Annotated in this window: 19 protein-coding genes; 9 read left to right on the top strand and 10 right to left on the bottom strand. The window is 63.6% G+C overall.

All coding sequences use genetic code 11. The features are described from left to right. Window position 1 precedes the first annotated feature (1 nt). The gene (locus IVB54_RS34895) at window positions 2–979 is read left to right on the top strand and encodes a type II secretion system F family protein (protein ID WP_026232794.1); all 978 of its coding nucleotides are present in this window, start codon (window positions 2–4) and stop codon (window positions 977–979) included. Between the two features lie 9 nt (window positions 980–988). Then, window positions 989–1,963: a type II secretion system F family protein gene (locus tag IVB54_RS34900; protein WP_018454686.1), complete on the top strand. Its 975-nt coding sequence runs from the start codon at window positions 989–991 to the stop codon at window positions 1,961–1,963. Window positions 1,964–2,037: 74 nt separating this feature from the next. Here IVB54_RS34900 and IVB54_RS34905 read toward each other — a convergent pair whose 3' ends face one another. The 3 genes from IVB54_RS34905 to IVB54_RS34915 form a co-directional block, all read right to left on the bottom strand. Then, window positions 2,038–2,865, bottom strand: coding sequence for a tetratricopeptide repeat protein (locus tag IVB54_RS34905; protein ID WP_026232795.1), 828 nt, complete (start codon window positions 2,863–2,865; stop codon window positions 2,038–2,040). 94 nt (window positions 2,866–2,959) lie between these two features. Then, window positions 2,960–4,468 carry a metallophosphoesterase gene (locus IVB54_RS34910; RefSeq protein WP_085361622.1) on the bottom strand — a complete coding sequence of 503 codons (1,509 nt, stop codon included), beginning with the start codon at window positions 4,466–4,468 and terminating at the stop codon, window positions 2,960–2,962. 281 nt (window positions 4,469–4,749) lie between these two features. Beyond that, on the bottom strand, window positions 4,750–4,953 hold the full coding sequence (locus tag IVB54_RS34915; RefSeq protein WP_018454690.1) for a hypothetical protein: 204 nt from the start codon (window positions 4,951–4,953) through the stop codon (window positions 4,750–4,752). A 202-nt stretch (window positions 4,954–5,155) separates the two neighbouring features. Between IVB54_RS34915 and IVB54_RS34920 the strand changes: the two genes are divergently transcribed. Both IVB54_RS34920 and IVB54_RS34925 read left to right on the top strand, forming a co-directional pair. Then, a complete protein-coding gene (locus IVB54_RS34920) occupies window positions 5,156–6,529 on the top strand; it encodes a leucyl aminopeptidase family protein (RefSeq protein ID WP_085361623.1) in 1,374 nt (457 codons plus the stop codon). Further along, entirely contained in the window at window positions 6,522–7,412 is an 891-nt protein-coding gene (locus tag IVB54_RS34925) for an NlpC/P60 family protein (protein ID WP_018454692.1), read from the top strand. Before IVB54_RS34920 ends, IVB54_RS34925 begins: the two co-directional genes overlap by 8 nt. 6 nt (window positions 7,413–7,418) lie before the next feature. Here IVB54_RS34925 and IVB54_RS34930 read toward each other — a convergent pair whose 3' ends face one another. The 6 genes from IVB54_RS34930 to IVB54_RS34955 all read right to left on the bottom strand — a co-directional run bounded on the left by IVB54_RS34930 (window position 7,419) and on the right by IVB54_RS34955 (window position 15,908). Further along, entirely contained in the window at window positions 7,419–9,056 is a 1,638-nt protein-coding gene (locus IVB54_RS34930) for an ABC transporter ATP-binding protein (protein WP_018454693.1), read from the bottom strand. Between the two features lie 4 nt (window positions 9,057–9,060). Then, the gene (locus IVB54_RS34935) at window positions 9,061–10,242 is read right to left on the bottom strand and encodes an ABC transporter permease (protein WP_018454694.1); all 1,182 of its coding nucleotides are present in this window, start codon (window positions 10,240–10,242) and stop codon (window positions 9,061–9,063) included. Beyond that, entirely contained in the window at window positions 10,242–11,351 is a 1,110-nt protein-coding gene (locus tag IVB54_RS34940) for a microcin C ABC transporter permease YejB (protein WP_018454695.1), read from the bottom strand. The genes IVB54_RS34935 and IVB54_RS34940 overlap by 1 nt, the downstream gene beginning before the upstream one ends. Next, window positions 11,348–13,228 carry an extracellular solute-binding protein gene (locus IVB54_RS34945; RefSeq protein WP_247776948.1) on the bottom strand — a complete coding sequence of 627 codons (1,881 nt, stop codon included), beginning with the start codon at window positions 13,226–13,228 and terminating at the stop codon, window positions 11,348–11,350. The genes IVB54_RS34940 and IVB54_RS34945 overlap by 4 nt, the downstream gene beginning before the upstream one ends. 14 nt (window positions 13,229–13,242) lie before the next feature. Further along, on the bottom strand, window positions 13,243–15,144 hold the full coding sequence (locus tag IVB54_RS34950; protein ID WP_247364126.1) for an extracellular solute-binding protein: 1,902 nt from the start codon (window positions 15,142–15,144) through the stop codon (window positions 13,243–13,245). Window positions 15,145–15,353: 209 nt separating this feature from the next. After that, window positions 15,354–15,908: a cytochrome c family protein gene (locus tag IVB54_RS34955; protein ID WP_018454698.1), complete on the bottom strand. Its 555-nt coding sequence runs from the start codon at window positions 15,906–15,908 to the stop codon at window positions 15,354–15,356. Window positions 15,909–16,127: 219 nt separating this feature from the next. Here IVB54_RS34955 and IVB54_RS34960 point away from each other — a divergent pair, with 219 nt between their 5' ends. Then, window positions 16,128–16,868, top strand: coding sequence for a 3-deoxy-manno-octulosonate cytidylyltransferase (locus IVB54_RS34960; protein ID WP_018454699.1), 741 nt, complete (start codon window positions 16,128–16,130; stop codon window positions 16,866–16,868). Window positions 16,869–16,889: 21 nt separating this feature from the next. Further along, window positions 16,890–17,735 carry a prephenate dehydratase gene (locus tag IVB54_RS34965; RefSeq protein WP_018454700.1) on the top strand — a complete coding sequence of 282 codons (846 nt, stop codon included), beginning with the start codon at window positions 16,890–16,892 and terminating at the stop codon, window positions 17,733–17,735. A gap of 45 nt (window positions 17,736–17,780) precedes the next feature. Here the strand turns inward: IVB54_RS34965 and IVB54_RS34970 are convergent, their stop codons facing one another. Then, window positions 17,781–18,794 (bottom strand): LLM class flavin-dependent oxidoreductase, encoded by a 1,014-nt coding sequence (locus IVB54_RS34970; protein WP_018454701.1) that lies wholly within the window; start codon window positions 18,792–18,794, stop codon window positions 17,781–17,783. Between the two features lie 399 nt (window positions 18,795–19,193). Here IVB54_RS34970 and metF point away from each other — a divergent pair, with 399 nt between their 5' ends. The 3 genes from metF (at window position 19,194) to IVB54_RS34985 (ending at window position 25,440) form a co-directional block, all read left to right on the top strand. Further along, on the top strand, window positions 19,194–20,114 hold the full coding sequence (gene metF / locus IVB54_RS34975) for a methylenetetrahydrofolate reductase [NAD(P)H] (RefSeq protein ID WP_204513271.1): 921 nt from the start codon (window positions 19,194–19,196) through the stop codon (window positions 20,112–20,114). A gap of 6 nt (window positions 20,115–20,120) precedes the next feature. Further along, entirely contained in the window at window positions 20,121–23,984 is a 3,864-nt protein-coding gene (gene metH / locus IVB54_RS34980; protein WP_204513270.1) for a methionine synthase, read from the top strand. Between the two features lie 448 nt (window positions 23,985–24,432). Beyond that, a complete protein-coding gene (locus IVB54_RS34985) occupies window positions 24,433–25,440 on the top strand; it encodes a DUF3592 domain-containing protein (protein WP_088930619.1) in 1,008 nt (335 codons plus the stop codon). Window positions 25,441–25,444: the final 4 nt, after the last annotated feature.

Consider the following 25,444-nt stretch of genomic DNA (forward strand, 5'->3'; position numbering starts at 1 on the left):
CATGAACATGCAAGTCCTTGCCCTCGCCTTCCTTGCCACCGCCACCGTCGGCGGCCTCGCCTGGGTCTTCCTTTATCCAATGCTGTCCGGGGAACGGAAGGCCGAGAGCCGCCGCGCCTCGATCTCGCGGGCCGAGGCGCCCACGGCCCGCGCCGCCGAGAAGACGCAGCGCTCGCGCCGCGAGCAGGTCGAAACCTCGCTCAAGGATCTCGAGGCGCGGCGCCAGCAGGAGAAGAGCGTACCGCTCAGTGTCCGCCTGTCGCAGGCCGGCCTCGATTGGGCGCCGCAGAAATTCTGGATCGTGTCCGCCGTCGTGGCGGGCGTGCTGTTCGCAGTCGCCTTGTTCATCGGCGGCGGCCTGCTCGGTGCCGCCGGCTTCGCGTTTGCCGGCGGCCTCGGTCTGCCCCGCTGGGCGCTCGGCTTCCTGAAGAAGCGCCGTGAAAACAAGTTCCTGGCCGCCTTGCCCGATGCCGTCGACGTCATCGTCCGCGGCATCAAGGCGGGCCTGCCGCTGTTCGAATCGATCAAGGTGGTCGCCGCCGACGCGCCAGAGCCGCTGCGCTCCGAGTTTCTGTCCATCATCGAGACGCAGGCGATCGGCATGCCGCTCGGCGAGGCCTGCACGCGGCTCTACGATCGCATGCCGCTGCCCGAGGCCAATTTCTTCGGCATCGTCATCTCCATCCAGCAGAAATCGGGCGGCAACCTCTCCGAAGCGCTCGGCAACCTTTCCAAGGTGCTGCGCGACCGCAAGAAGATGAAAGAGAAGATCCAGGCGATGTCGATGGAAGCCAAGGCCTCGGCCGGCATCATCGGCTCGCTGCCGCCGATCGTGATGTTCCTCGTCTACCTCACAACGCCAGGATACATCTCGATGCTTTGGACTCATCCCACCGGCCAGCTCATGCTGGTCGGCTGTGTTGTCTGGATGTCGATCGGCATCATGGTGATGAAGAAGATGATCAATTTCGACTTCTGATGGTGTCTTATGGTAGAGTTCCTCGTTGCGAAACTTCACGACGTCCACTTCATGACGATGCTGCTGGCGGCCATTGCCGCCAGCGCCACCGTCTATACGCTGGTGATGCCGCTGTTCGCCGGCGAGGGCCTTTCCAAGCGCATGAAGGCGGTGGCGAACGAACGTGAGCGCATCCGGCAGCGCGAGCGCGAGCGCCTCCACAAGAGTGAAAAAGTCTCGCTGCGCCAGACGCCGAAGCAGCTCGTCTCGAAGGTCGTCGATGACTTCAACCTGACCAAATGGCTCGCGCAGGAAGCTGCGCGGGACAAGCTCATCATGGCCGGCTATCGAGGCCAGGCGCCCTACATCACCTTCCTGTTTGCCCGCCTGGTTGCCCCGATCGTGCTGTTCGTCGGTTCGGTCGTCTACGTGTTCCTGATCGCGCATATGCAGCAGTCCATGCCGATCAAGATCGGCATCTGCGTCGGTGCGGCCTATCTCGGACTCCAGGCGCCGATGCTGTTCCTCAGGAACGCGATCTCCAAGCGCCAACTCTCGATCAAGCGCGCCTTTCCCGATGCGCTCGACCTGCTCCTGATCTGCATCGAATCCGGCATGTCGGTCGAGATGGCGTTCCGGAAGGTCGCGGTCGAAATCGTGGGCCAGTCGATCGCGCTATCGGAGGAGTTCACCCTGACCACGGCCGAGCTGTCGTATTTGCAGGATCGCAAGGTCGCCTACGAGAACCTCGCGCGGCGCACCGGGCTCGAGGGCGTCAAGTCGGTATGTCTCGCGCTCCAGCAGGCGGAGCGTTACGGCACCCCGCTCGGCCAATCCTTGCGGGTGATGGCGCAGGAAAACCGCGACATGCGCATGAACGAAGCCGAGAAAAAGGCCGCGGCACTGCCGCCGAAGCTGACGGTACCGATGATCCTGTTCTTCCTGCCGGTGCTGTTCGTCGTCATCCTTGGACCGACTGGCATCAAGGTCACCGAGATGCAATGACCTTAGACGTGGACCGCGTACGGTCCGAGGATGCCTTCAAGATTGGAAGATCAAGATCGGAAGATCACGTCTGATCAGTCGGGCAGGCCGAGCGAGGCGACCGGCGTCCGCTTCGGCGCACCACGCCGGACGTCGCTGCGGGTCAACATTTCCTTGAGATAGGCGACATTGGCCGTAGCCTGGTCCGGCGGCAGGTCCGCCTTCACAATAGTCTCGGCTTCGGCGAAGCGGCCCTGGAGACCGACGACAAGACCGAGATTCTGCCGCACCCGCGCGCTTGCGTGCGGCGAGGCATAGGCTTGGCGCAGCGCGTCTTCGGCCTTCGGCAGATCTCTCGACAACATGTAGGACAGGCCGAGATTGGAGAGCACGCCGGGATCGCCAGGCGCGATCTTGAGCGCACTCGCATAGTAGGAGCGCGCTTCCTCGTGACGCCCCATCTGATCGAGCGCGGTACCCTGCACCGAGAGCAGGCGCCAATCCGGGTTATCGGGCGAATGCGCCTTCGACAGCACGTCGAAGGCTTGCTGGAAATTGCCGTTGTCGGAGAGCGCGCGGCCGTATTGGGCCATCAGCGCCTTGTTGCCGGGATTGGCGATGGTCGCCTGCTCGAGCACGGCGGCAGCCTGGGCGCGCTGGCCGTTGGCGCGCAGGGCCTGGCCGTAGGCGAGCGCCGCGTCGGCGTCCTTGGGATTGGCACGATAGCGCTCGCCATAGACTTCAGCAGCGCGCGCGGGATCGGTGGGAGCGGCTTCCGCCCGCGGCCCGACCGAGCCCGTGACGTCGGAGAGTTTCGACATCGCCGTGCAGCCGCCGAGACCCATGGCCACCGCTGCGACCAGCGAGGTGGACGCAAGAAGCCGGGCAAGACTTAACCGTTCACGACTGAACCGTTGACGCATGACGCTTTGACTCTCGAGCCGATTGATCGAGCCGAACGCGCCAGCAATAGACTGTTAACCCTAACGGCCGGTTAATGCTCCCGGCCCGGGCCCGTCACTGCGGCGCCTGCGGCGGCACCTCGCCGCCGAGACCCGCATCGAGGCCGAGCGCCTTCGCCTGCTCGTTCAGGTCCCGCAGCAATTGCAGTCGTTGCCGCGTCTCGATCGCGACATCGATGCCCGGACGCACGACCCTCGGCAATTCGCGTCGAAGATCGTCACGATTGACCAGACGCCTCGCGCGGAGCTCGTCGAGCTGAACGTCGTCGATGCCGAGCACATTTGCAGATTGCTCGATCAGTCGGCGCAGTAGTGACGTCACCGCGGCCTCGACATCATGCTTGCGTGCGGATCTCGAGAACTTGCTTTCCAGATCGGCCCAGACATGAGAGGTCACGAGATAGACGTGGAGCAAATTGGCCCAATCCACCTCGTCGTCGGCATAGAAGGCGCGGCGCAGCAGGAGCCGGCGCGCGAATGCTGCGACCTGATTCCGTTTCAGCGTGGTGCATGCGTCGATCTCGATGCCCGATTGGACGGCCGGATCTCGGGAAAAATCCCGTCCGGCCGGCAGTCTGACGACGCCGTGCGGCAGGTTGGAATCGAGCGGCCTGAAGACACCATCCTTGCGCGGACGTGAGTAGCGGGCGATCGCGAAGCGATACTCTGTGCGGCCGCCATGGGACATCGGGTCGGACATCGGGCCGAAATGGATGACGTTGAAGCCGGCATCGTCACCGGCCTGCCCGGTCGATGACGGACAGGACAGGACGTAGATCGTGCGCCAGAATGCTTCAGCGCTCTCGCTCGACGTGGCGCGCGGATCGGGAATCGAATAACGCGTCAGCCCTTCGACATGCCGGTGTCCGTGCAGGACCAGATCGACATTGAGCGATGTCGCCGCTTCGAGGAAGGTCGCGGGCGCGGCGAGATACATCAGCGGCTCGTCGGGCACGCCGAGAAACCGCTTTCCTTCTCCGGTCGCCTGCGGCAGTGGATGATGGTGCAGCGCCAGCACGCGCACGAGGTTTTCCACCGGCTCGGCATAATCGGCGCGGCCGCCCGACCCGAGGCTGCCCGCGAGCTTGACGCTCAGCCGCGCGGAATCCGAAACCATGGCGCTATAGGCGCTCTGGTCGACGTTGCCGCTCACGAGCGTCGTGAGGCTCGCGCGGTTGGAATCCAGCAGCACCAGATCGAGGCCGGCCTGACGGTAGTAGACGCTCTTCGAGGTCCGCGGCAAATGCAGGTAATCATAAACATCGTGGCGACCTGCACGCTGGCTCGGTCGCTTGACGTCGTGATTGCCGGCAATTGCCTGGATGTCGGTGAACAGCCCGGTCTGCCGGAAGGACGCAATGACGGCGATCGCTTCGTCGAGCGCAGGCGGCGCCGGGTCGTCCACGATATCGCCGGTGATCAGCAGGATGCGATCGGGAACATCCGCGAAGTCCGCCATCCTCTCGCGAATTGCGGCATTGAGCGTCTCGATGGTCGCAAGCAGTCGACCAGACCCGTCCAGATGCAGGTCGGAAATCTGTACGATGACGAACGATCTATCCATTTTGCGTCGCTTATTTGCGAATGCCGCGCCGCGCAAACGATGAGAGAAATGCCTTCGACGATCAGGTTCAGTCCGGTATCAATCAGCCCGGGCCATGATGAGCCGGGTAAGAATTGACCCCATCCCCTGTTGTTGCACTCCGTGCAGAACCGTACGACACAATCTAAAATATTGGGCAATAATGCCACAACCGCAGCGCTAGTAAAGCCCTGCGGCCGCTCGCGTGGATCGTGTCCTCGGCATGAGACGGGGCTCGCCCGATGATGGTTTCGCTCACCCGATCAATATTCGATAGCGAGCCTCTTGCGAATTTCATCAATGCGCTTGTCCAATGCATCGAACCGCGCGTGAACGGAGCGGTCGTGGAGATAGAAGACGTAACCGCCGGCAAGGAACGCGAATATCCAATGATGATGCTCGACATAGCCAAAAATCGCCTCGACCGCCTGCCCGATGAAGGTGACCACGCTCCACACAAATTCCATTGCATTTCCTCCCGGCCGGCTTTGTCGTCGGCCGCCGGAGATCTGCACACCTGACGGCCGTTGCCGGAACCTAGCATGGCCCCTTTGCTGCGAGTAGCGGACCGCCGAACGGTGGCAGCAAAGCTGATTGCGGCGGCGGCAAAACTCTGCGAAATCTCGTCCGTTCGTATGACCCGCTCGATCTGACGATCCGGACCCGCCAATGCCTTCTGTCTTCGAGACGTCGCCTACCGCCATCCCGATCACCTTCGTCACCAAGTCGAGCTGGGATCAGGTCGCCGAGGGGCTACCGGCGGCGCAACGCCAGTTCGCCACCGCGAGCGCCTTCACCGCAAAGCCGGGCGGCTATCTCGCGCTGCCCGCGCCCGATGGCGCGATCGCGCAAGTGCTGTTCGGGCTCGAGGACGAGGGTGCAAAATCGCGCGACCTGTTCCGACCGGGCGCCCTGCCCGGCCTCCTGCCGCCGGGCATCTATCGCTTCGCCAATGCACCGCAGGATGCACGGCTCGCCGCACTCGCCTTCGCGCTCGGCAGCTACCGCTTCGCCCGGTACCGCAAGGCCGATCGCCCCGAGGTCAGCCTCGTTCCCCCCGACGGCGTCGACGCGACCGACATCAATCGCATGGCGGACGCCGCAATGCTGGCGCGCGACCTCATCAACACGCCGGCCAACGACATGGGGCCGGAGGAGCTGGCCGCAGCCGCGCAGGATCTCGCCGCCGAATTCGGCGCAAGCTTTGCCTGCACCATCGGTGACGACTTAAAGACGAATTTTCCACTGATCCACGCCGTCGGCATGGCATCTAGCCGCGCGCCGCGGCTGATCGACATTGGCTGGGGCGACCCGGCTCATCCCAAGGTGACGCTGGTCGGCAAGGGCGTCTGCTTTGACACCGGCGGGCTCGACTTGAAGCCTCCGAGCGGCATGCTGATCATGAAGAAGGACATGGGCGGCGCCGCCAACGTGCTGGCGCTGGCGCGCATGGTGATGGATGCGAAGCTGAAGGTGCGACTGCGCGTGCTGATTCCGGCCGTGGAGAACGCGGTCGCGGGCAATGCCTTCCGCCCGCTCGACATCTTCACCTCGCGCAAGGGCATCACGGTCGAGATCGGCAATACGGACGCAGAGGGGCGGCTGGTGCTCGCCGACGCGCTGGCGCTTGCGGACGAGGAAAAGCCGGACCTGCTGATCGATCTCGGCACGTTGACGGGAGCGGCACGCGTCGCGCTGGGGCCGGATTTACCGCCCTTTTACACCAATGATGAGACGCTTGCCGCTGACGTCGCACGATGCGCGGCGAGGGAGAACGATCCGTTGTGGCGCATGCCACTGTGGCCGCCTTACGATGCGTGGCTGGATTCCAAGACCGCCACTATCACCAACGCACCATCAGGCGGCTTTGCCGGCTCGATCATTTGCGCGCTGTTCCTGCAACGCTTCGTCGAGCATGCCAGGAGCTGGCTGCATGTCGACATCTACGGCTGGACGCCGTCGGCGAAGCCCGCACGCCCCGAGGGCGGCGAGTGCCAGGCCGCGCGCGCGATCTACACATTGCTGAGCGAGCGCTATGCGTGATCCAGAACACGATCTAAGCCACGATCCAAGTCACGATCCAAGATACGATCCAAGGCTGACACCGTCGCGCGGCGACATCGCCGCGAAATACCTCGAAAGCAAGGTGCAGGCGGATCGTTTCGTCACGGGCGAGGAATTCGAGATCATCGCGGCGATCGCGCCCGTGCGCGAGCAGCCGTCGTCGAACGCGATGCTAATGACACAAGCGTTGCGCGGCGAGGGCGTCACGGTTTACGACCGCAACGGCGAAGGCTGGGCATGGGGTCAACTTTCAGGTGACGGCTATGTCGGCTGGCTGCCGGACGCAGCGCTCATGAAGCCCGCGGCCGCGCCGACCCATATGGTCAGTGCTTTACGAACCTTTGCCTTCCCCGGTCCCTCGATCAAGCTGCGGCCAGCAGACACGCTGGTGATGGGATCGAAGATCGCGGTTGCACGCGAGGACGGCAGCTTCGCCGTGACACGCGACGGACACTATCTGCCGAAGGCCCATCTCGCCCCGCTTGGTCATTGCGAGCCGGATTTCGTCGCAGTCGCCGAGCGTTTCGTCGGCACGCCCTATCTCTGGGGTGGCAAGAGCAGCCTTGGCGTCGATTGCTCCGGCCTGGTCCAGATGTCGCTGACATCGGCGGGCATCGGCTGCCCGCGCGACAGCGACATGCAGCAGGCCGGCCTCGGCCGCGCGCTGGAGCCCCATGAGCAAAGCAGCTTGCTGCGCGGCGATCTCATTTTCTGGAAAGGTCATGTCGCCATCGTCCGCGATGGCAGCACCATGGTTCACGCCAATGCGCATCACATGGCAACGGTGATCGAGCCGATCGAGCCGGCAATCGCAAGGATCAAGCAAGCCGGCAGCGAGGTCGCCGCGATCAAGCGGCTCTGACGGAGGCTACGTCGCCGCGGACCCGTTCTCCGCCGTCTCCAGCCGGAACGCCGCCGCAAACAGCGCGCGCGTGTAATCCGTCTTCGGGTTCTTGAAGAGCTCGGCGGCCTGACCTTCCTCGACCACCTTGCCGCCACGCATCACGATCAGATGGCTGGCGAGCGAGGCGACGACGCGCAGATCGTGCGAGATGAACATGTAAGTGAGATCGCGCCGGCGCTGCAATTCACGCAGCAGATCGACCATCTGCGCCTGAATCAGCATGTCGAGCGCACTGGTCGGCTCGTCCAGGACGACGAAATCCGGCTCCAGCACCACCGCCCGCGCGATGCTGATGCGCTGGCGCTGGCCGCCGGAGAATTCATGCGGATAACGGTGGCGAGTATCCGGTTTCAGTCCGACGTCCTCGAGCGCCTTCACGACGCGCTCCTCCCGCTCGCCTCGCGAGAGCTGCGGCTGATGCACGGTGAGGCCTTCGGCGACGATGTCGGCGACCGACATGCGCGGGCTGAGCGAGCCGAACGGATCCTGGAACACGATCTGCATGTCGCGCCGGAACGGCCGCATCTCCTTGAAGCGCAGGCCCTGGATATCTTTTCCCAGGAACACAATGCGTCCGTTCGAGGAGATCAGCCGCAGCAATGCGAGCCCCAGCGTGGTCTTGCCCGAGCCGGACTCGCCGACAACGCCGAGCGTCTCGCCCTTGCGCACGGCGATGCTGACGCCGTCGACCGCCTTGATGTGGCCGACCGTCTTACGCATCAGCCCCCGCTTGATCGGGAACCAGACCTTTAGGTCGTCGGCGGACATCACCACCGGGGCATCCGGCTGCGGCGGCGCCGGATCTGGCTTCGGCTCCGCGGCGAGCAGGTCGCGCGTATAGGGATGCTTCGGGGTCTTGAAGACGTGCTCGACCGGCCCCTGCTCGACGATCTCGCCCCCCTTCATGACGCAGACCTGGTCGGCGATGCGGCGCACGATGCCGAGATCGTGGGTGATGAAGAGCAGGCTCATGCCGAGCCGGCCGCGGATCTCTGCGAGCAGCGTCAGGATCTGCGCCTGCACGGTAACGTCGAGCGCCGTGGTCGGCTCGTCCGCGATCAGGAGGTCCGGCTCGTTGGCGAGCGCCATCGCGATCATCACGCGCTGGCGCTGGCCGCCGGAGAGCTGGTGCGGATAGCTCTTCAGCCGCGTTTCAGGCTCGGGAATGCCGACCTGCGTGAGCAATTCCAGCGTCCGCCTGCGCGCCTCGGCATTGCTGGTCGGATTGTGCAGCTGAATGATCTCGCCGATCTGCGCCTCGATCGTATGCAGCGGGTTGAGCGAGGTCATCGGCTCCTGGAAGATGATCGAGATGTCGCTGCCGCGAATCTCCCGCATCTCCTGCTCCGACCGGTCGATCAGTTCCTGGCCCTTGAAGTGGATGCTCCCCGAGGGATGCGAGGCATTTGGATAGGGCAAGAGCTTGAGAATCGAGAGCGCGCTGACCGACTTGCCGGAGCCGGACTCGCCGACCAGCGCCAGGCACTCGCCGCGCTTGATCTGGAACGAGACCTTGTCGACCGCGAGCGTGGTGGCGCCCCCCTGGTGGAAGGCCACCGAGAGGTCGCGCACGCTGAGCAAAGGCTGGTTGATCGCGTCCATTGGCTTACCTGAACGTCTTGCGCGGATCGAATGCGTCGCGCACGGCCTCGCCGATGAAGATCAAAAGCGACAGCATGATCGCGACCGAGAAGAAGCCGGAAAAACCGAGCCACGGCGCCTGCACGTTGGACTTGCCCTGCGACAGCAACTCGCCGAGCGACGGCGAGCCGGGCGGCAGTCCGAACCCCAGGAAATCGAGCGCCGTCAGCGTCATCACCGAACTCGACACGATGAACGGCAGGAACGTCATGGTCGCGACCATCGCGTTCGGCAACAGATGCCGGAACATGATGACCTTGTTCGACACGCCGAGCGCCCGCGCCGCCTGGATATACTCGAAATTGCGCCCGCGCAGGAATTCCGCGCGCACGAGTCCGACCAGCGACACCCAGGAAAATAACAACAGGATGCCGAGAAGCACGAAGAAGCCGGGCACCAGCACCGACGACAAGATCAGCAGCAGATAGAGCGAAGGGATCGCAGTCCATATCTCGATGAAACGCTGGAACAACAGGTCGATCCAGCCGCCGAAATAGCCCTGCACCGCGCCGGCCGCGATGCCGACGATGGAGGAGACGATGGTCAGGCAGAGGCCGAACAGCACTGAGATGCGGAAGCCGTAGATCAGCCGCGCCACCACGTCGCGGCCCTGATCGTCGGTGCCGAGCCAGTTGTATTCGAGATCGCGGCAGCTCTTGAGGCCTTTCTTCTCGACGACGGGCTTGCACTGCGCTTCCGTCAACATCCAGGTCGGCCGCGACGGCGCCGGCGTCGGCAGATCGAGATTGTGGGTGTCGTAGGAATAGCGGATCAGCGGCCAGACGATGCTGCCGCCCTTGTCCCTGATCAGCTTCTGCAAATAGGGATCGCGATAGTCGGCCGCGGTTTCGAAGTCGCCGCCGAAAGTGGTTTCCGAATAGGTGACGACGGACGGCCAATAAAGGTGGCCGTCATATTTGATCAGGAACGGCCGATCATTGGCGATCAGCTCGGCGAACAGCGACACCACAAATAGGATCAGGAAGATCCAGAACGACCAATAGCCGCGCCGGTTCGCCTTGAAATTCTGCCAGCGGCGCCTGTTGAGCGGCGACGGCACGAACGGTTTGCGAGTGATCGGCACGGCACTGCCGAGCGGCGACTTCGCAGTGGTTTCGATCGGCGTGGTGGGGGCGGCCAGCGTCATCAGACCTCCCGCGCCTCGAAATCGATTCGTGGATCGATCCACATATAGGTCAGGTCAGAGATCAGGTTGATCACGAGGCCGACGAGCGAAAAGATGAAGAGCGTGCCGAACACCACGGGGTAGTCGCGATTGAGAACGCTCTCGAAACTGAGCAGTCCCAGTCCGTCCAGCGAGAAGATGGTCTCGATCAGAAGCGAGCCCGAGAAGAAGGCGTGAATGAAGGTCGAGGGAAAGCCGGCGATGACGATCAGCATCGCGTTGCGGAAAACGTGACCGTAAAGCACCCGATTCTCGCTGCAGCCCTTCGCGCGCGCGGTCATCACGTATTGCTTGCGGATCTCGTCCAGAAACGAGTTCTTGGTCAGGAACGTCATGGTGGTGAACGCACCGAGCCCCATGGCGATCAGCGGCAGCGTCAAATGCCAGAAGTAATCGATGATCTTCCAATACCACGGAAACTGCGACCAGCCGTCTGACGTCAGTCCGCGCAGCGGGAACCAGTTGAAGAACGAACCGCCGGCAAACAGGATGATCAGGAGGATCGCGAATAGAAAGCCCGGAATCGCGTAGCCAAGTACGAGCACGCTCGACGTCCAGGTGTCGAAGCGCGTCCCGTCCCTGACCGCCTTGCGGATGCCGAGCGGAATCGAGATCAGGTAGGTCAGCAGCGTCAGCCAGATGCCGAGCGAGATCGAGACCGGCAACTTCTCCTTGACGAGCTGCAGGACGCTGACGTCGCGAAAATAGCTCTTGCCGAAATCGAAGCGGGCGAAATTCCAGACCATCAGCGCGAAGCGCTCCGGCGCCGGCTTGTCGAAGCCGAACTGCACTTCCAGCTTCTTGATGAAATCGGGATCGAGGCCTTGCGCGCCGCGATACTTCGAGTTGATGGCGTCGCCGCCGGCTCCCAACTGCCCCGGGGCGCGCTGCGCAAAGTCGCCGCCGCCCGAAATGCGCGAGGTCCCGCCGGTGTCCGCGCCCGAGAGCTGCGCGATCACGCGCTCGACCGGGCCGCCCGGCGCGAACTGCACGACGATGAAGGAGACGAAGAGGATCCCGAGCAAGGTCGGGATCATCAGCAGGATGCGGCGGGCGATGTAGGCGCTCATGGCTGCTTCGCCTGCTCGAGCCTGGCGGCCTTGCCGCCATCGTACCACCAGATGTCGGGAGCGCCGACGCCGTTGGCATAACGCGGCGGCTTCTGCGGATGACCGAATTGGTCCCAATAAGCAAGCCGGTGCGTCTTGTTGAACCAGTGCGGCACCCAATAACGGCCGGCGCGGAACAGGCGATCGAAGGCGCGGCAGGCGACGGTCAATTCCTCGCGGCTGTCGGCCGCCATGATCTTCTCGATCATGGCATCGATGGCCGGATTGGCGACGCCCGCAAGATTGTACGAGCCCTTCGTTGCCGCGACCTGCGACGAGAAGAACGAGCGCATGGCGTCGCCCGGCGTTGCCGACATGCTGAAGCGCTGGGTCGTCATATCGAAGTCGAAATCTTCCTGGCGTACCTTGTATTGCACGGCGTCGACGAGGCGCACGCTCGCTTCGATGCCAAGCGTCGCGAGATTCTTGATGTAGGGCCCATGGTGCGGCTGGAACGAAGGCTCGTCCAACAGAAATTCGATCCTGAAGATCTCGCCGTTCGGCAGCATCCTCTTGCCGTCCTTGATCGGCAGGCCGGCCTCGCTCAGCAATCGCTGCGCCCTGCGCAACAGGCTGCGATCCTGCCCGGAGCCGTCGGAGACGGGCGGCGTGAACGGTGCGGCGAACACCTCGTCCGGAACCTGGCCGCGAAACGGCTCCAGCAGCTTCAGCTCTTCCGGCGGCGGAGGCCCATCGCTCGCCATGAGGTCCGAGTTCTGAAATGGCGATACCGTGCGGGCATAAGCACCGTACATGATGGTCTTGTTGGTCCACTCGAAGTCGAAGGCGTCGATCAGTGCCTCACGCACGCGAGGATCCCTGAATTTTTCGCGCCGCGTGTTGATGAACCATCCTTGCGCGCCGGACGGCGTGTCGTCGGGCACGACCTCCATCTTGACGCGACCCTCCTTGACCGCGGGGAAGTCATAGCGGGTCGCCCAGATACGAGCGGTGAACTCTTCGCGGTAGAGATAGTTCTTGCCGGTGAAACCTTCAAAAGCGACATCGCGGTCGCGGTAGAATTCGTAGCGCACGACGTCGAAATTGTAGCTGCCACGACAGGGGGGCAGGTCGGCAGCCCACCAATCCTTGACGCGTTCGTATTCGATGTAGCGGTTGACCTCGAACTTGCCGACCTTGTACGGGCCCGAGCCCAACGGGATATCGAGCGATGTTTCGTCGAAAGCGCGAGAGGCATAATATGCTTTCGAGAAGATCGGCAGACTCGCCACATAGAGCGGCACGTCACGCGCGCGTCCCTTGGCAAAGGTGACGACCAGCGTCGCATCGTCAACGGCTTCCCCGCTGACCATGTCGCGCATCTGCACGATGATCAGCGGATGCCCCTTGGCCTTCAGCGACGTCAGCGAAAACGCCGCGTCGTGAGCGGTAAGCTTGGTGCCGTCATGGAATTTCGCCTCTGGCCGCATGGTGAAGCGATAGACCAGCCTGTCTGCCGATATATTTACAGACTTGGCGGCAAGCCCGTACATCCCGTCCGGTTCGTCATTGGCTCGCACCATCAGCGGCGCAAAAGTCATGTCCATGCCCTGCGCGCCATCGCCTTTGAGGATGAAGGCATTGAGCGAGTTGAAGGTCTGGTAGGACTGGTTGTACGCGCGCACCGACGGGATAAGCGAGAAGGTGCCGCCCTTCGGCGCGTCGACATTGACGTAGTCGAAGTGATGGAAGTCGGCGGGATATTTGAGGTCGCCGAAGGCCGACATGCCGTGGGCCTCTGCAGGCATCTCGGACGCTGTCGCGCCCCGGAGCCAGGCGGCGCTGAACGCGCCACCGGCACCCAAGGCCAGCACATGCCGGCGTGAAAGCTGCGCCATGCGAGAAATGCCCTTCACGGCTTCTTTGCGATCCGCGCCGCCTTGTCCGCGTCGTACCACCAAATGAACGGGAAGCCGGACTGACCGTATTTGGGTAATTCCGCCGGCCGGCCGAACCGATCCCAGCGCGCGGTGCGCACCTTCGTATAAGTCCACTGCGGTACGACGTAGTGATTCCACAGCAGCACGCGGTCGAGTGCCTTGGTTGCCGCGACGAGATCGTCGCGACCCTTGGCGTAGATCACCCGCTCGATCAGCTTGTCGACCGCCGGATTCTTGATGCCGGTGATGTTGCGTGAACCGGCGATGTCAGCCGTCTTCGAGGACCAGAATTCGCGCTGCTCGTTACCCGGCGACTGCGACTCGCCCCAGGAGTTAGTGACGATGTCGAAATCCCACTCGCGCGTCCTGTTCTCGTACTGAGTGGGATCCACCGTCCGCACGCTGACAGCAATGCCGAGCCGTTCCAGCGACGGCTTGTAGAACAGCGTGATCCGCTCGAAGCTTGGATCCGAGTTCAGCAATTCAAGGGAGAACTGGGCGCCCGTCTTGACGTCGATCAGCTTGCGCTCGCGCACCTCGTAGCCAGCTTCCTTGAACAGGCGCAGCGCCTCGCGCAGATTGTCGCGAACGGCTTCCGGACTGCCGCCGACCGGGTTGGTGTAGGCCGTGGTGAAGACTTCGGGCGGGACCTCGGCGCGGACTGTCTCGAGGATCTCGAGCTCCTTGCCCTGCGGCAACCCGGTCGCCATCAGCTCATCGATGCCGTCGAAATAACTGCTGATGCGCTTGTACTGGCCGTAGAAGATCTGCTTGTTCATCTCCTCAAAGTCGAACGCGTAATTGAGCGCGCGTCGCACGCGCGGATCCTTAAACTTGGCGCGGCGCAGGTTCGGCACGAAGGCCTGCATGACGCCCGAGCTGCGATTGGCGAACTCCTCGAGGATCACGCGTTTTTCGGTGACGGCCGGGAAATCGTAGGCTGTCGCCCAGTTCTTCGCGCTGTTCTCGGTGCGCCAATCGACCTGATCGGCCTTGAATGCCTCAATCGCCACGGTGGCGTCGCGGAAATACTCATAGCGCAGCTCGTCGAAATTATTGCGGCCCACATTGGCGGCGAGGTCGCGCCCCCAATAATCCTTGACGCGCTCCAGCGCGATCGACCGCCCGGCAACGAATTCCTTGACCCGATAGGGGCCGGAACCTAGAGGCACTTCAAGCGTGGTGGCGGAGACATCGCGCTTGCGGCCCTGCGCATCCGTGCCCTCCCACCAATGCTTCGGCAGGACCGTGAGCTGCCCGACGATCTGCGGCAGTTCGCGGTTGCCCGGCGCGTCGAACACGAATTTTACCTCGCGCTCGCCGACCTTCTCGGCTTTCGTCACATGGCTGTAATAGGCCGAGTACTGCGGGTGGTGCTTCTTGAAGGAATCGAGCGAGAAGATCACGTCATCCGCGGTTACCGGCTTGCCGTCGTGCCATTTGGCTTGCGGCCGCAAGCGGTAAGTCACGAAGGAGAAATCATCCGGATGGCTGACGGCCTCGGCCAGCGCGCCGTACTCGGTCGAGACTTCGTCAAGCGAGGCCGTCGTGAGGGATTCGTAGATGAACGCCACGGCACCGGCGACTTGCCCCTTCACACCGGAGACGACGATGTTGAAATTGTCGAATGTGCCGACGGCGATCTGGCGCGCGACGCCGCCCTTGGGCGCTTCCGGATTGACGTAGTCGAAGCGCTTGAAATCCGCCGGGTATTTGATCTGTCCGAACAGCGACAGCGCGTGCCGCCAGGTGGGCTCGTTGGCGGATTGCGCGTGTGCCACGCCGACGCCGGAAAGGCCCCCTACGGAACCAAGGGCGGGGAGCGTTGCGGCAGCAGTGCCGGTGAGCAGGAGATCGCGTCGGGTAAGGGCCAAATCAACATTCCTGTCTTGAAGGAGGCTACTCCTTTAAGTTCCCAATATAGGCGAGGTTTCGACGGAATATGTTGCTTTTTCCTCATCTTGGAGGGCCAGCTGGCCGATCGCTGCGGCCAAACGCCCCGATAACAACGCCGCGAGGCCCGGATAAGCAAACGGCCAGGCTTTTCAGCCTGGCCGCGTACTAAGATCGAAGTCGATAGGCCTTACTTCGCCGCGGTCGGCAGCGGCTTCGGGCTGTCGGAGAGACTGTTCAGGTAAGCGATCACGTCGGCACGCTCGCTATCCTTCGGGATGCCAGCAAAGCCCATCGCGGTGCCCGGGACAGCTGCCTTGGGATTGGCGATGAACTTGTTGAGCGCATCGAAGTCCCAGGTGCCGCCCTTGGCCTTCATCGCGGCCGAGAAGTTGAAGCCGCCGCGGCCCTCGCCAACATGGTCGCCGACGACGCCATAGAGGTTCGGACCGACACGGTTCGGGCCGCCCTTCTCGAAGGTGTGGCAAGCGCCGCACTTCTTGGCAGCGGCGGCGCCCTTCTCGACCGAGGCGGTCTGGAGCAGCTTTTCGATCGGCTCGGCAGCCGCGGCGGCAGCGCCGCCTTCCTTGCCGTGGCCGGCGTCTTCCTTCACGGCGATCTCGAAGCCCGGCTTCTCCGGCATCTTGGGCGAGAACAGCGCACTGGCGGTGAAGCTCGTCACCAGCAGAAGGAGACAGGTGCCGAGCACGGCACCGAGAATCTTGTTCAGTTCGAAAGAGTCCATTTCCGGCCAGGCCCCACACCGCAAGAAGGATCGAGCGGCCCAGTGCGGCCGCCAGGACGAGCCTCGGAGAATCAACGTTCCTTACTGTTTCCCCGAGTTTTGCCATTGAGATATCGGTTTGCCCGGGGTCTGGCAACCCGTATAAGCGAGCGGGCTTCACCCCCGTCCCCACCCCATTTCCCGGCGCGGAAAACGCCCCGTTTCCAGGCCTTTGAACCGATGATCGATCCCCGCATCCTGGTGCTGATTCCGGCCCGCATGGCCGCCACCCGCCTGCCCGGCAAGCCGCTAGCCGATATCGCGGGGCAGCCGATGATCGTGCACGTGATGCGCCGTGCCGAAGCGGCCGGGATAGGCCGGGTCGCGGTCGCAACCGACACCGCGGAGATCGCATCCGTCGTGACCGCCCATGGTGGCGAGGCCGTGATGACCCGCCCGGAGCATCCGTCCGGCTCCGACCGCATCCACGAGGCCATGCAGAAGCTCGATCCGGACGGCAAAGCCGAGATCGTGGTCAATCTGCAGGGCGATTTCCCGACCATCACGATCGACAACATCCGCGAGGTGTTGCCGCCGCTGCAAGACCCCGCCGTGGATATCGCAACGCTGGCGTCGCAGATCCACACCGAGGAGGAGGACCTCGCGCCGAGCGTCGTGAAGGCGATCGGAACCTCGCTCGGCGGCAGACGCATGCGCGCACTTTATTTCACCCGCGCAACCGCGCCGACCGGCGACGGACCGCGCTACCACCATATCGGTCTCTATGCCTATCGCCGTGCCGCGCTGGAGCGCTACGTCCGGCTTCCGCCGTCGCCGCTGGAATTGCAGGAGAAGCTCGAGCAGCTCCGGGCGCTCGAGGCCGGAATGCGCATCGACTTCACCATTGTCGATACCGTGCCCCGCGGGGTCGACACGCCGGCGGACCTGGAAACCGCCCGCAGCATCCTTTCCAAATCCTGAGCCGCTGTTACAAGGCCGAGCATGAGCAAGCTGAAAATCGCATTCCAGGGCGAGCCTGGGGCCAATTCGCACATCGCCATCGTCGAGGCCTATCCCGACGCCGAGCCGATGCCCTGCGCCACCTTCGAGGACGCCTTGTCGGCGATCTCGTCGGGCGAAGCCGATCTCGGCATGATTCCGATCGAGAATTCGGTCGCAGGCCGCGTCGCCGACATCCATCATTTGCTGCCGGCCTCCGGCCTCTTCATCATCGGCGAATGGTTTCTGCCGGTCCGGCATCAGCTGATGGCGGTGAAGGGGACCAGGCTCGAGGACATCAAGAGCGTCGAGAGCCACGTGCACGCGCTCGGCCAATGCCGGCGCATCATTCGCAAGCTTGGCATCAAGCCAATCGTGCACGCCGACACCGCCGGCAGCGCCCGCGACATTTCCGAGCGTAACGACAAGTCCGTCGCCGCGATCGCCTCGCGCCTCGCCGCGCAGATCTACGGCCTCGACATCCTCGCGGAGGACATCGAGGACGAGGCCCACAACACCACGCGCTTCGTGGTGCTCGCGCGCGAACCGAAATGGGCCGCACAGGGCTCCGGTCCGTTGGTCACGACTTTTGTGTTCCGGGTGCGCAATTTGCCCGCCGCGCTCTACAAGGCGCTCGGTGGCTTTGCCACCAACGGCGTCAACATGACCAAGCTCGAGAGCTATATGGTCGACGGCAATTTCTTCGCCACGCAGTTTTATGCCGACGTCGACGGCCACCCCGCGGACAAGGGCCTCGCTTTCGCGATCGAGGAGCTGAAATTCTTCTCACGCGAATTCCGCATCGTTGGCGTGTATCCGGGGCACCCGTTCCGCGCGACGATGGAATAGATTCGTGTCCCGGACGCGCGAAGCGCGAGCCGGAGCACCAGAGCCTTATCCGACCGCCTTAAGCCCGAACGCCTCCGCCAGCAGCGAATATGATTTCTTTCGTGCCTCGTGATCGTACACGGCGGTAATCACCATCAACTCGTCCGGCTTGCTCGCATCGATCAACGGCTGCAGCGTCTTCTGCACGGTTGCCCGGCTGCCGACGAACAGACGGGAACGGTTGCGCCGCATCGAGGCGCGCTCCGAGTCGGTATAGGGATAGGCCAGCGCCTCTTCGACGCTCGGCAACGGAAGATACTGGCCGCGGTCCCGGCGCAGGCGGTTGAGGTCGAAAGACGCGGCGAGCTTTTCGGCTTCGTCATCCGTGTCGGCCGCAATGACGGCGACCGCGAGGATCGCGCGCGGGCTCGCACTCCAGGCCGAGGGCTGAAAACGATTGCGATAATGCACCATCGCATCGATCGCATCGTGGGACGCAAAATGATGGGCGAATGCGAACCCCATGCCGATTTGCGCGGCGAGCTCCGACGAATAATCGCTGGAGCCGAGCAGCCAGATCGGCGGCAACGGCGTATCGTCGGGCATCGCAACGACGTTGTGATAGGGATGGCCCGAGGGGAATTCCCGGGTCTGCCACAGGATCAATTCGTGCAGCCGCTCGAGGAAATCGTCGCCTTCGCGACGGTCGAGCCGGCTGCGCAGCGCATAGGCCGTGGCGCCGTCGGTGCCAGGGGCGCGGCCGAGGCCGAGATCGATGCGGCCCGGAAACAGCGCCTCCAGCATCTTGAAGCGCTCGGCCACGACCAGCGGCGCGTGATTGGGCAGCATCACGCCACCGGAGCCGACGCGGATGTGCTTGGTCACCGCCGCGATCTGCCCGATCATCACGTCGGGCGCCGGGCTCGCGACGGAGGCGAGGTTGTGATGCTCGGCGAGCCAATAGCGGACATAGCCGAGCCCATCGACATGGCGCGCCAGGTCGATGCTGTTGCGCAGCGCCGCGGCGGGCTTTGTGCCGGTGGTGACGACGGAGAGGTCGAGGACTGAGAGCGGGATCATGGCGCGCTAACGTAGTGGAGGGCAGCGCGGCGGCAATGGGAGGGCGCGCAGATCTGACGTGCAGGCCAGGGCCCGCGCGCTCCGGACCCGCGCCGCGGCGTTGGGACAATGATCAATCTGGCAACATGACTTTCATATTGCCCACTCAATATATTGCGCCAGTTAATCCGCAAGTTCTCCCTACTTGGCTGGTATATTTATCTTTTTATACCAAACCGAGCTTCCCACTTCGATTCTAGATCACCGAATATTTTATGCCAACACCGCCAAAGTGGGCCACTTCCCATTACCGATGGGCTGTCGGATGCGGCCGCTTTGGCTTATCTTGGCCTTTCGCAATCTAGACCTGACCGCCGGCCGCCAACGACCCGGCGCGCCCTTGGAGAGTGAGTGGTGCCCATGACTGACGCGACAATGCCTGCCCACACCGGCGGGCAAGACGGGTACCTGAAGCGGCCTGCGATTTCCTTCGAGTTCTTTCCGCCCAAGACCGAAGATATGGAGCGCAATCTCTGGGACACCATCAACCGGCTGGCCCCGCTCGACCCGAAATTCGTCTCGGTGACCTATGGCGCCGGCGGCTCGACCCGTGAGCGGACCCACGCGACCATCTCGCGCATCCTGAAAGAAACCGCGCTGCTGCCGGCCGCGCATCTGACCTGCGTCGGCGCCTCCCGCGGGGAGATCGACGAGATCGTCGACCGCTATCACGAGGTCGGCGTCCGCCACATCGTCGGCCTGCGCGGCGATCCCCCGGGCGGCATTGGCACGGCCTATTCTAGCCATCCCGATGGCTACCAGAGCTCCGCCGACCTCGTCGCCGGCATCAAGAAGCGGCACGGCGATATCGAGGTGTCGGTCTCGGCGTACCCTGAGAAGCATCCCGAGGCGCGCGACTTCGACGATGACATCGACACGCTGCAGGCCAAGGTCGATGCAGGTGCGACCCGCGCGATCACGCAGGTGTTCTTCGATAACGACCTCTATTTCCGCTATCTCGACCGCGTGCGCGCGCGCGGGATCAACATCCCGATCGTGCCGGGCATCATGCCCATGCATAATTTCAAGCAGGCTCGCAATTTCGTCACCCGCGCCGGCACCTCCGTGCCGGACTGGTTCGCCGCGAAATTCGAGGGGCTCGACGAAGACGCCGAGACCCGCAAGCTGGTGGCGGCGACCGTCGCGGCCGGCCAGGTGCAGAAGCTGGCCAAGCACGGCGTCGACACCTTCCATTTCTACACCATGAACCGCGCCGATCTCGTGTTCGCGATCAGCCATTTGCTCGGCATCCGCGCCAAGAGCGCGCAGAAGGCGGCTTAAGACACCATGACCGTATCCACCTCTCCCAAGCGAACCGCCCTGCTCAACGCCGCGCGCGAGCGCATTCTCGTGCTCGACGGCGCCATGGGCACGATGATCCAGAATCTCCAGTTCGACGAGGCCGCCTTCCGCGGCGAGCGATTCAAGAACTTCCATCGCGATTTGCGCGGCAACAACGACCTCTTGATCCTGACCCAACCGCAGGCGATCGAGGACATCCACGCCGCTTACTTGCGCGCCGGCGCCGACATCGTCGCGACCAACACCTTCTCCACGACCTCGATTGCCCAAGCCGATTACGATCTCGCCGACATCGTCTACGAGATGGCGCGAGAAGGCGCCCGCCTCGCCGGCAACGCCGCACGCCGCGTCGAGGCCGAGGACGGCAAGCCGCGCTTCGTCGCCGGCGCCATCGGACCGACCAACCGCACCGCCTCGATCTCGCCCGACGTGTCCAATCCCGGCTACCGCGCCGTCACGTTCGACGACCTGCGCAAATCCTATGGCGAGCAGATCAACGGCATGCTCGACGGCGGCGTCGATCTGCTGCTGGTCGAGACCATCTTCGACACGCTGAACGCCAAGGCGGCGCTGTACGCGATCGCCGAGATCACGGAAGAACGTGGCATCGACATGCCCGTGATGGTGTCGGGCACCATCACCGACAAGTCCGGCCGCCTGCTGTCCGGCCAGTTGCCGGAAGCGTTCTGGCATTCGGTCCAGCACGCCAAGCCCGTCACCATCGGCTTCAACTGCGCGCTCGGCGCGGAAGATCTGCGCGCGCATATCGCCGATATCGGCCGCGTCGCCGACACGCTTGTTTGCGCCTATCCCAATGCCGGCCTGCCCAACGAGTTCGGCCAGTATGACGAGACCCCGGAATACATGGCCCGCCTGGTCGGCGAGTTCGCGCGCGATGGCCTCGTCAACATCGTCGGCGGTTGCTGCGGCACCACGCCGGACCATATCGCGGCGATTGCGGCTGCGGTCGCGCCGCACAAGCCGCGCATCGTGCCGGAGATCGAACCTCGCTTGCGGCTCTCCGGCCTCGAGCCGTTCATCCTGACCGACGCCATTCCCTTCGTGAACGTCGGCGAGCGCACCAACGTCACCGGCTCCGCCCGCTTCCGCAAGCTGGTCACCGCCGGCGACTACACCGCCGCGCTGCAGGTCGCGCGCGACCAGGTCGAGAACGGCGCGCAGATCATCGACGTCAACATGGACGAGGGTCTTCTGGACTCGGAAGCCGCGATGGTGACCTTCCTCAACCTTGTCGCCGCCGAGCCCGACATTGCCCGCGTCCCCGTAATGGTCGACAGCTCGAAATTCTCCGTGATCGAGGCCGGCCTGAAATGCGTGCAGGGCAAGCCGGTCGTCAACTCGATCTCGATGAAGGAAGGCGAGGACAAATTCATTCACGAGGCCAAGATCGCCCGCCGTCACGGCGCGGCCGTCGTGGTGATGGCGTTCGACGAGGTCGGCCAGGCCGACACGTTCGCCCGCAAGACCGAGATCTGCAAGCGCGCCTACGACATCCTGGTGAACCGCGTCGGCTTCCCGCCGGAAGACATCATCTTCGATCCCAATATTTTCGCGATCGCAACCGGCATCGAGGAGCACAACAATTACGGCGTCGACTTCATCGAGGCGACGCGCTGGATCCGCAAGAATCTGCCGGGCGCGCACATTTCTGGTGGTGTGTCCAATTTGTCGTTCTCGTTCCGCGGCAACGAGCCGGTGCGCGAGGCCATGCACTCGGTGTTCCTGTATCACGCCATCAAGGCCGGCATGGACATGGGCATCGTCAATGCCGGGCAGATGATCGTCTATGACGATATCGATCCCGAATTGCGCCAGGTGTGCGAGGACGTCATCCTCAACCGCGACCCCGGTGCGTCCGAGCGTCTGCTGGCGCTTGCGGAAAGATTCCGCGGCAACAAGACTCAGACCAAGGAAGCCGATCTCGCCTGGCGCGAATGGCCGGTGGCGAAGCGGCTGTCACATTCGCTGGTGCACGGCATCACCGAATTCATCGAGCAGGATACCGAAGAGGCCCGCAAGGCCTCGACGCGGCCACTCGACGTGATCGAGGGACCGCTGATGGCCGGCATGAACGTGGTCGGCGATCTCTTCGGCGACGGCAAGATGTTCCTGCCGCAGGTGGTGAAGTCGGCCCGCGTGATGAAGCAGGCTGTCGCCTGGCTGATGCCGTTCATGGAGGAGGAGAAGGCGCGCAATCTCGCCAACGGCATCGGCACGGAAGGCTCCTCGTCCGCCGGCAAGATCGTGCTCGCGACCGTCAAGGGCGACGTCCACGACATCGGCAAGAACATCGTTGGCATCGTGCTCCAGTGCAACAATTACGAGGTCATCGACCTCGGCGTGATGGTGCCCGCGGCCAAGATCGTCGATACGGTGAAGGCGGAGAAGGCCGACATCGTCGGGCTGTCCGGCCTGATCACACCCTCGCTCGACGAGATGGCGTTCTTCGCCGCAGAATTGCAGCGCGAAGGCCTCAAGCTGCCGCTCTTGATCGGCGGCGCCACCACGAGCCGCGTGCATACGGCGGTGAAGATCGACCCAAGCTATCGCGCAGGCCCCGTGGTGCATGTCAACGACGCCAGCCGCGCCGTCGGTGTTGCGTCGGCGCTGCTGTCGCCCGAGAGGCGCGAGGCCTATGCCGCGGAGGTGCGCGCCGAATACGCAAAGATCTCGGACGCCCATATGCGCGCCCAGGCCGACAAGAAGCGGCTGAAGCTGGCGACCGCCCGCGCCAACCGCGTGCCGGTCGACTTCACCGCGAACAAGCCGGTGAAGCCGACCTTCCTCGGCACCCGAAGCTTTGACGACTACGATCTCGCCGAGCTGGTGCCCTATATCGACTGGACCCCGTTCTTCCAGACCTGGGAGCTCGCCGGACGCTTCCCCGCCATCCTCGACGACGCCAAGGTCGGCGAAGTTGCGCGCTCGCTCTACGGCGACGCGCGCAAGATGCTCGACCTGATCGTCAAGGAGAAATGGTTCCGCGCGCGCGCCACCGTCGGCTTCTGGCCGGCCAATGCGCAGGGCGACGACATCGTGCTCTATGCCGACGAGAGCCGGACCAGGACGATCGCGACGCTGCACACGCTGCGCCAGCAGCTCGAGAAGCGCGAGGGCCGTTTCAACGCCGCGCTGTCCGACTTCGTCGCGCCCGCCACAACCGGCGTGCCCGACTATGTCGGCGGCTTCGTCGTCACCGCCGGCATCGGCGAGGATGTGGTCGCTGACCGTTTCAAGATGGCCAATGACGACTATTCCTCGATCCTGTGCAAGGCGCTGGCCGACCGCCTGGCCGAAGCGTTCGCCGAGCGCATGCATGCCCGCGTCCGCCGCGAATTCTGGGCCTATGCGCCGGACGAGACGCTCTCCCCCGACGAGTTGATCCTCGAAAAGTATCAGGGCATCCGTCCCGCCCCCGGCTATCCCGCGCAACCCGATCACACCGAGAAGGCCACGCTGTTCGAGCTGCTCGATGCCGAGAACACCGCCGGCGTGAAGCTGACCGAGAGCTATGCGATGTGGCCGGGCTCCTCCGTGTCGGGGCTCTATCTCGCCAATCCAGAGAGCTATTATTTCGGAGTCGGCAAGATCGAGCGCGATCAGGTCGAGGATTATGCTGCGCGCAAGGGCATGAGCGTCGCCGAGACCGAGCGCTGGCTCGCGCCGATTCTGAACTACATCCCGACGCGAGAGGGTGGGAGCGACAAGGCGGCGTTCACGGCAACGCCGGCGAACGACGAGACGTCGAAGGAGCTTGCGTCGCATCCGCCGGGCTGCACCTGCGCGGTGCACCTGGTCTGGCAGAAGAAGCGCGCGGGCGCGGGTTAGGCGCCCTCCAAACAGAAAACGAGAAATCAACCCCATGCACAGTAGGCATGGGGTTGAAAAAGCTCGATAATTTTTGCGGTGTCACCGAATAATTTTTCGATATTACCGAAATTGCTTGCGGCGTCGGGCAAAACACCTGTAACATTCCATCATCGCCGACCGTGCCCGTTTGATACTCCCTCGCCAGTCGCCATCACGGCGCGTGCCACACGTTCGCTGTCGTCCTGGCGAAAGCCATCCATACCGGGTGATCCATTGGTGGCCATCGCAGGCAATACCGAACGACCAATCTTCGCCAAATGACCCGCTGGGGCAATGGGTCGTGGCTTTCGCCAGGACGACATTGGTGAAGCAATGCCTGGCATGTGCTGGGGCAACGCACAGCATCGAACGCAAAGCGCGTTTGCCGCGACCAATGGCGGTCGTCGCCGAAGCGCAGGGGAATCGGATGCTGAACGCCCAACAATTGATGTGGACACAGATTGCCGCCGGCATCGCCGTGCTGCTGTTTGGATTGACGCTGTTCAATCTGATCCGCATGCGGGGCCGGATGGTGGCGGCGCGGAGCTGGGACAAGGTGGAGGGCATCATCACGGTCTCCCGGGTCGACCAGCCGACGGCGCATTCCTCGGACGATCGGAACGACGCCAAGCCCATCATCCGCTATCGATATCAGGCCGGCGGCCAGGAGCTGGAAGGCGACAAGATCTTTGTCGGCGGCACCGTCATCACGACGAGGGTCCTGGCCGCAAAACTGACCGGACGCTATCCGGTCGGCGCCCATGTCGAGGTCCATGTCGATCCGAAGCAACCGACAGAGGCGCTGCTGGAGCCTGCCGCCGCGCAGAACGTCGCGGCCCTGGTGGCGTTCACAATGGTGTTCGGCGTCATCGCCGCCACCCTGACCGCGCATTCGTTCGCGGGCCACGTGCTCTACGCCGACAAGGGCGTCCCGCTGTTCGCGTTCGCGGTGCCGATCATCGTGCTCGTGGGCGGGGTGTTCCTCGCCGCCGATTATGTCCGGACGCGCCGGCTGGCGAGCGCCAGCCTGCGCTGGCCGACCGCGTCGGGCAGGGTCACCCATTGCGACGTGATCGAGGAAATCATCGAAGAGAAGACCGAGCACGACAATCGACCGACGACTTCAAAGCTCGTCCACCGCTATCAGATCGACCTGCGCTACGCCTACAGGGTCGGCAAGCGCGACTTCATCGGCACCGAAGTCGATTGGAACGGCACCATGATCTCCGGCCTGCGCGAGGTCGCCGAAGAGGCCGCGGCGAAATATCGGCCTGGGAAGAGCGTCCAGGTCTATTACGATCCGGACCAGCCCGGACAAGCCGTGCTGGAGCCTGCAAGCCGGGGAGGCGCGCTGGGGCCGCTGATCGGTGCCGCGGTCTGCGCGGTTGTCGGCGGCCTCTTCCTGACGATCCTGATCAAGGTCGGGTTCGCATAGCGGC

Source organism: Bradyrhizobium sp. CW1, assembly GCF_023100665.1.
GTDB lineage: Bacteria > Pseudomonadota > Alphaproteobacteria > Rhizobiales > Xanthobacteraceae > Bradyrhizobium > Bradyrhizobium canariense_D.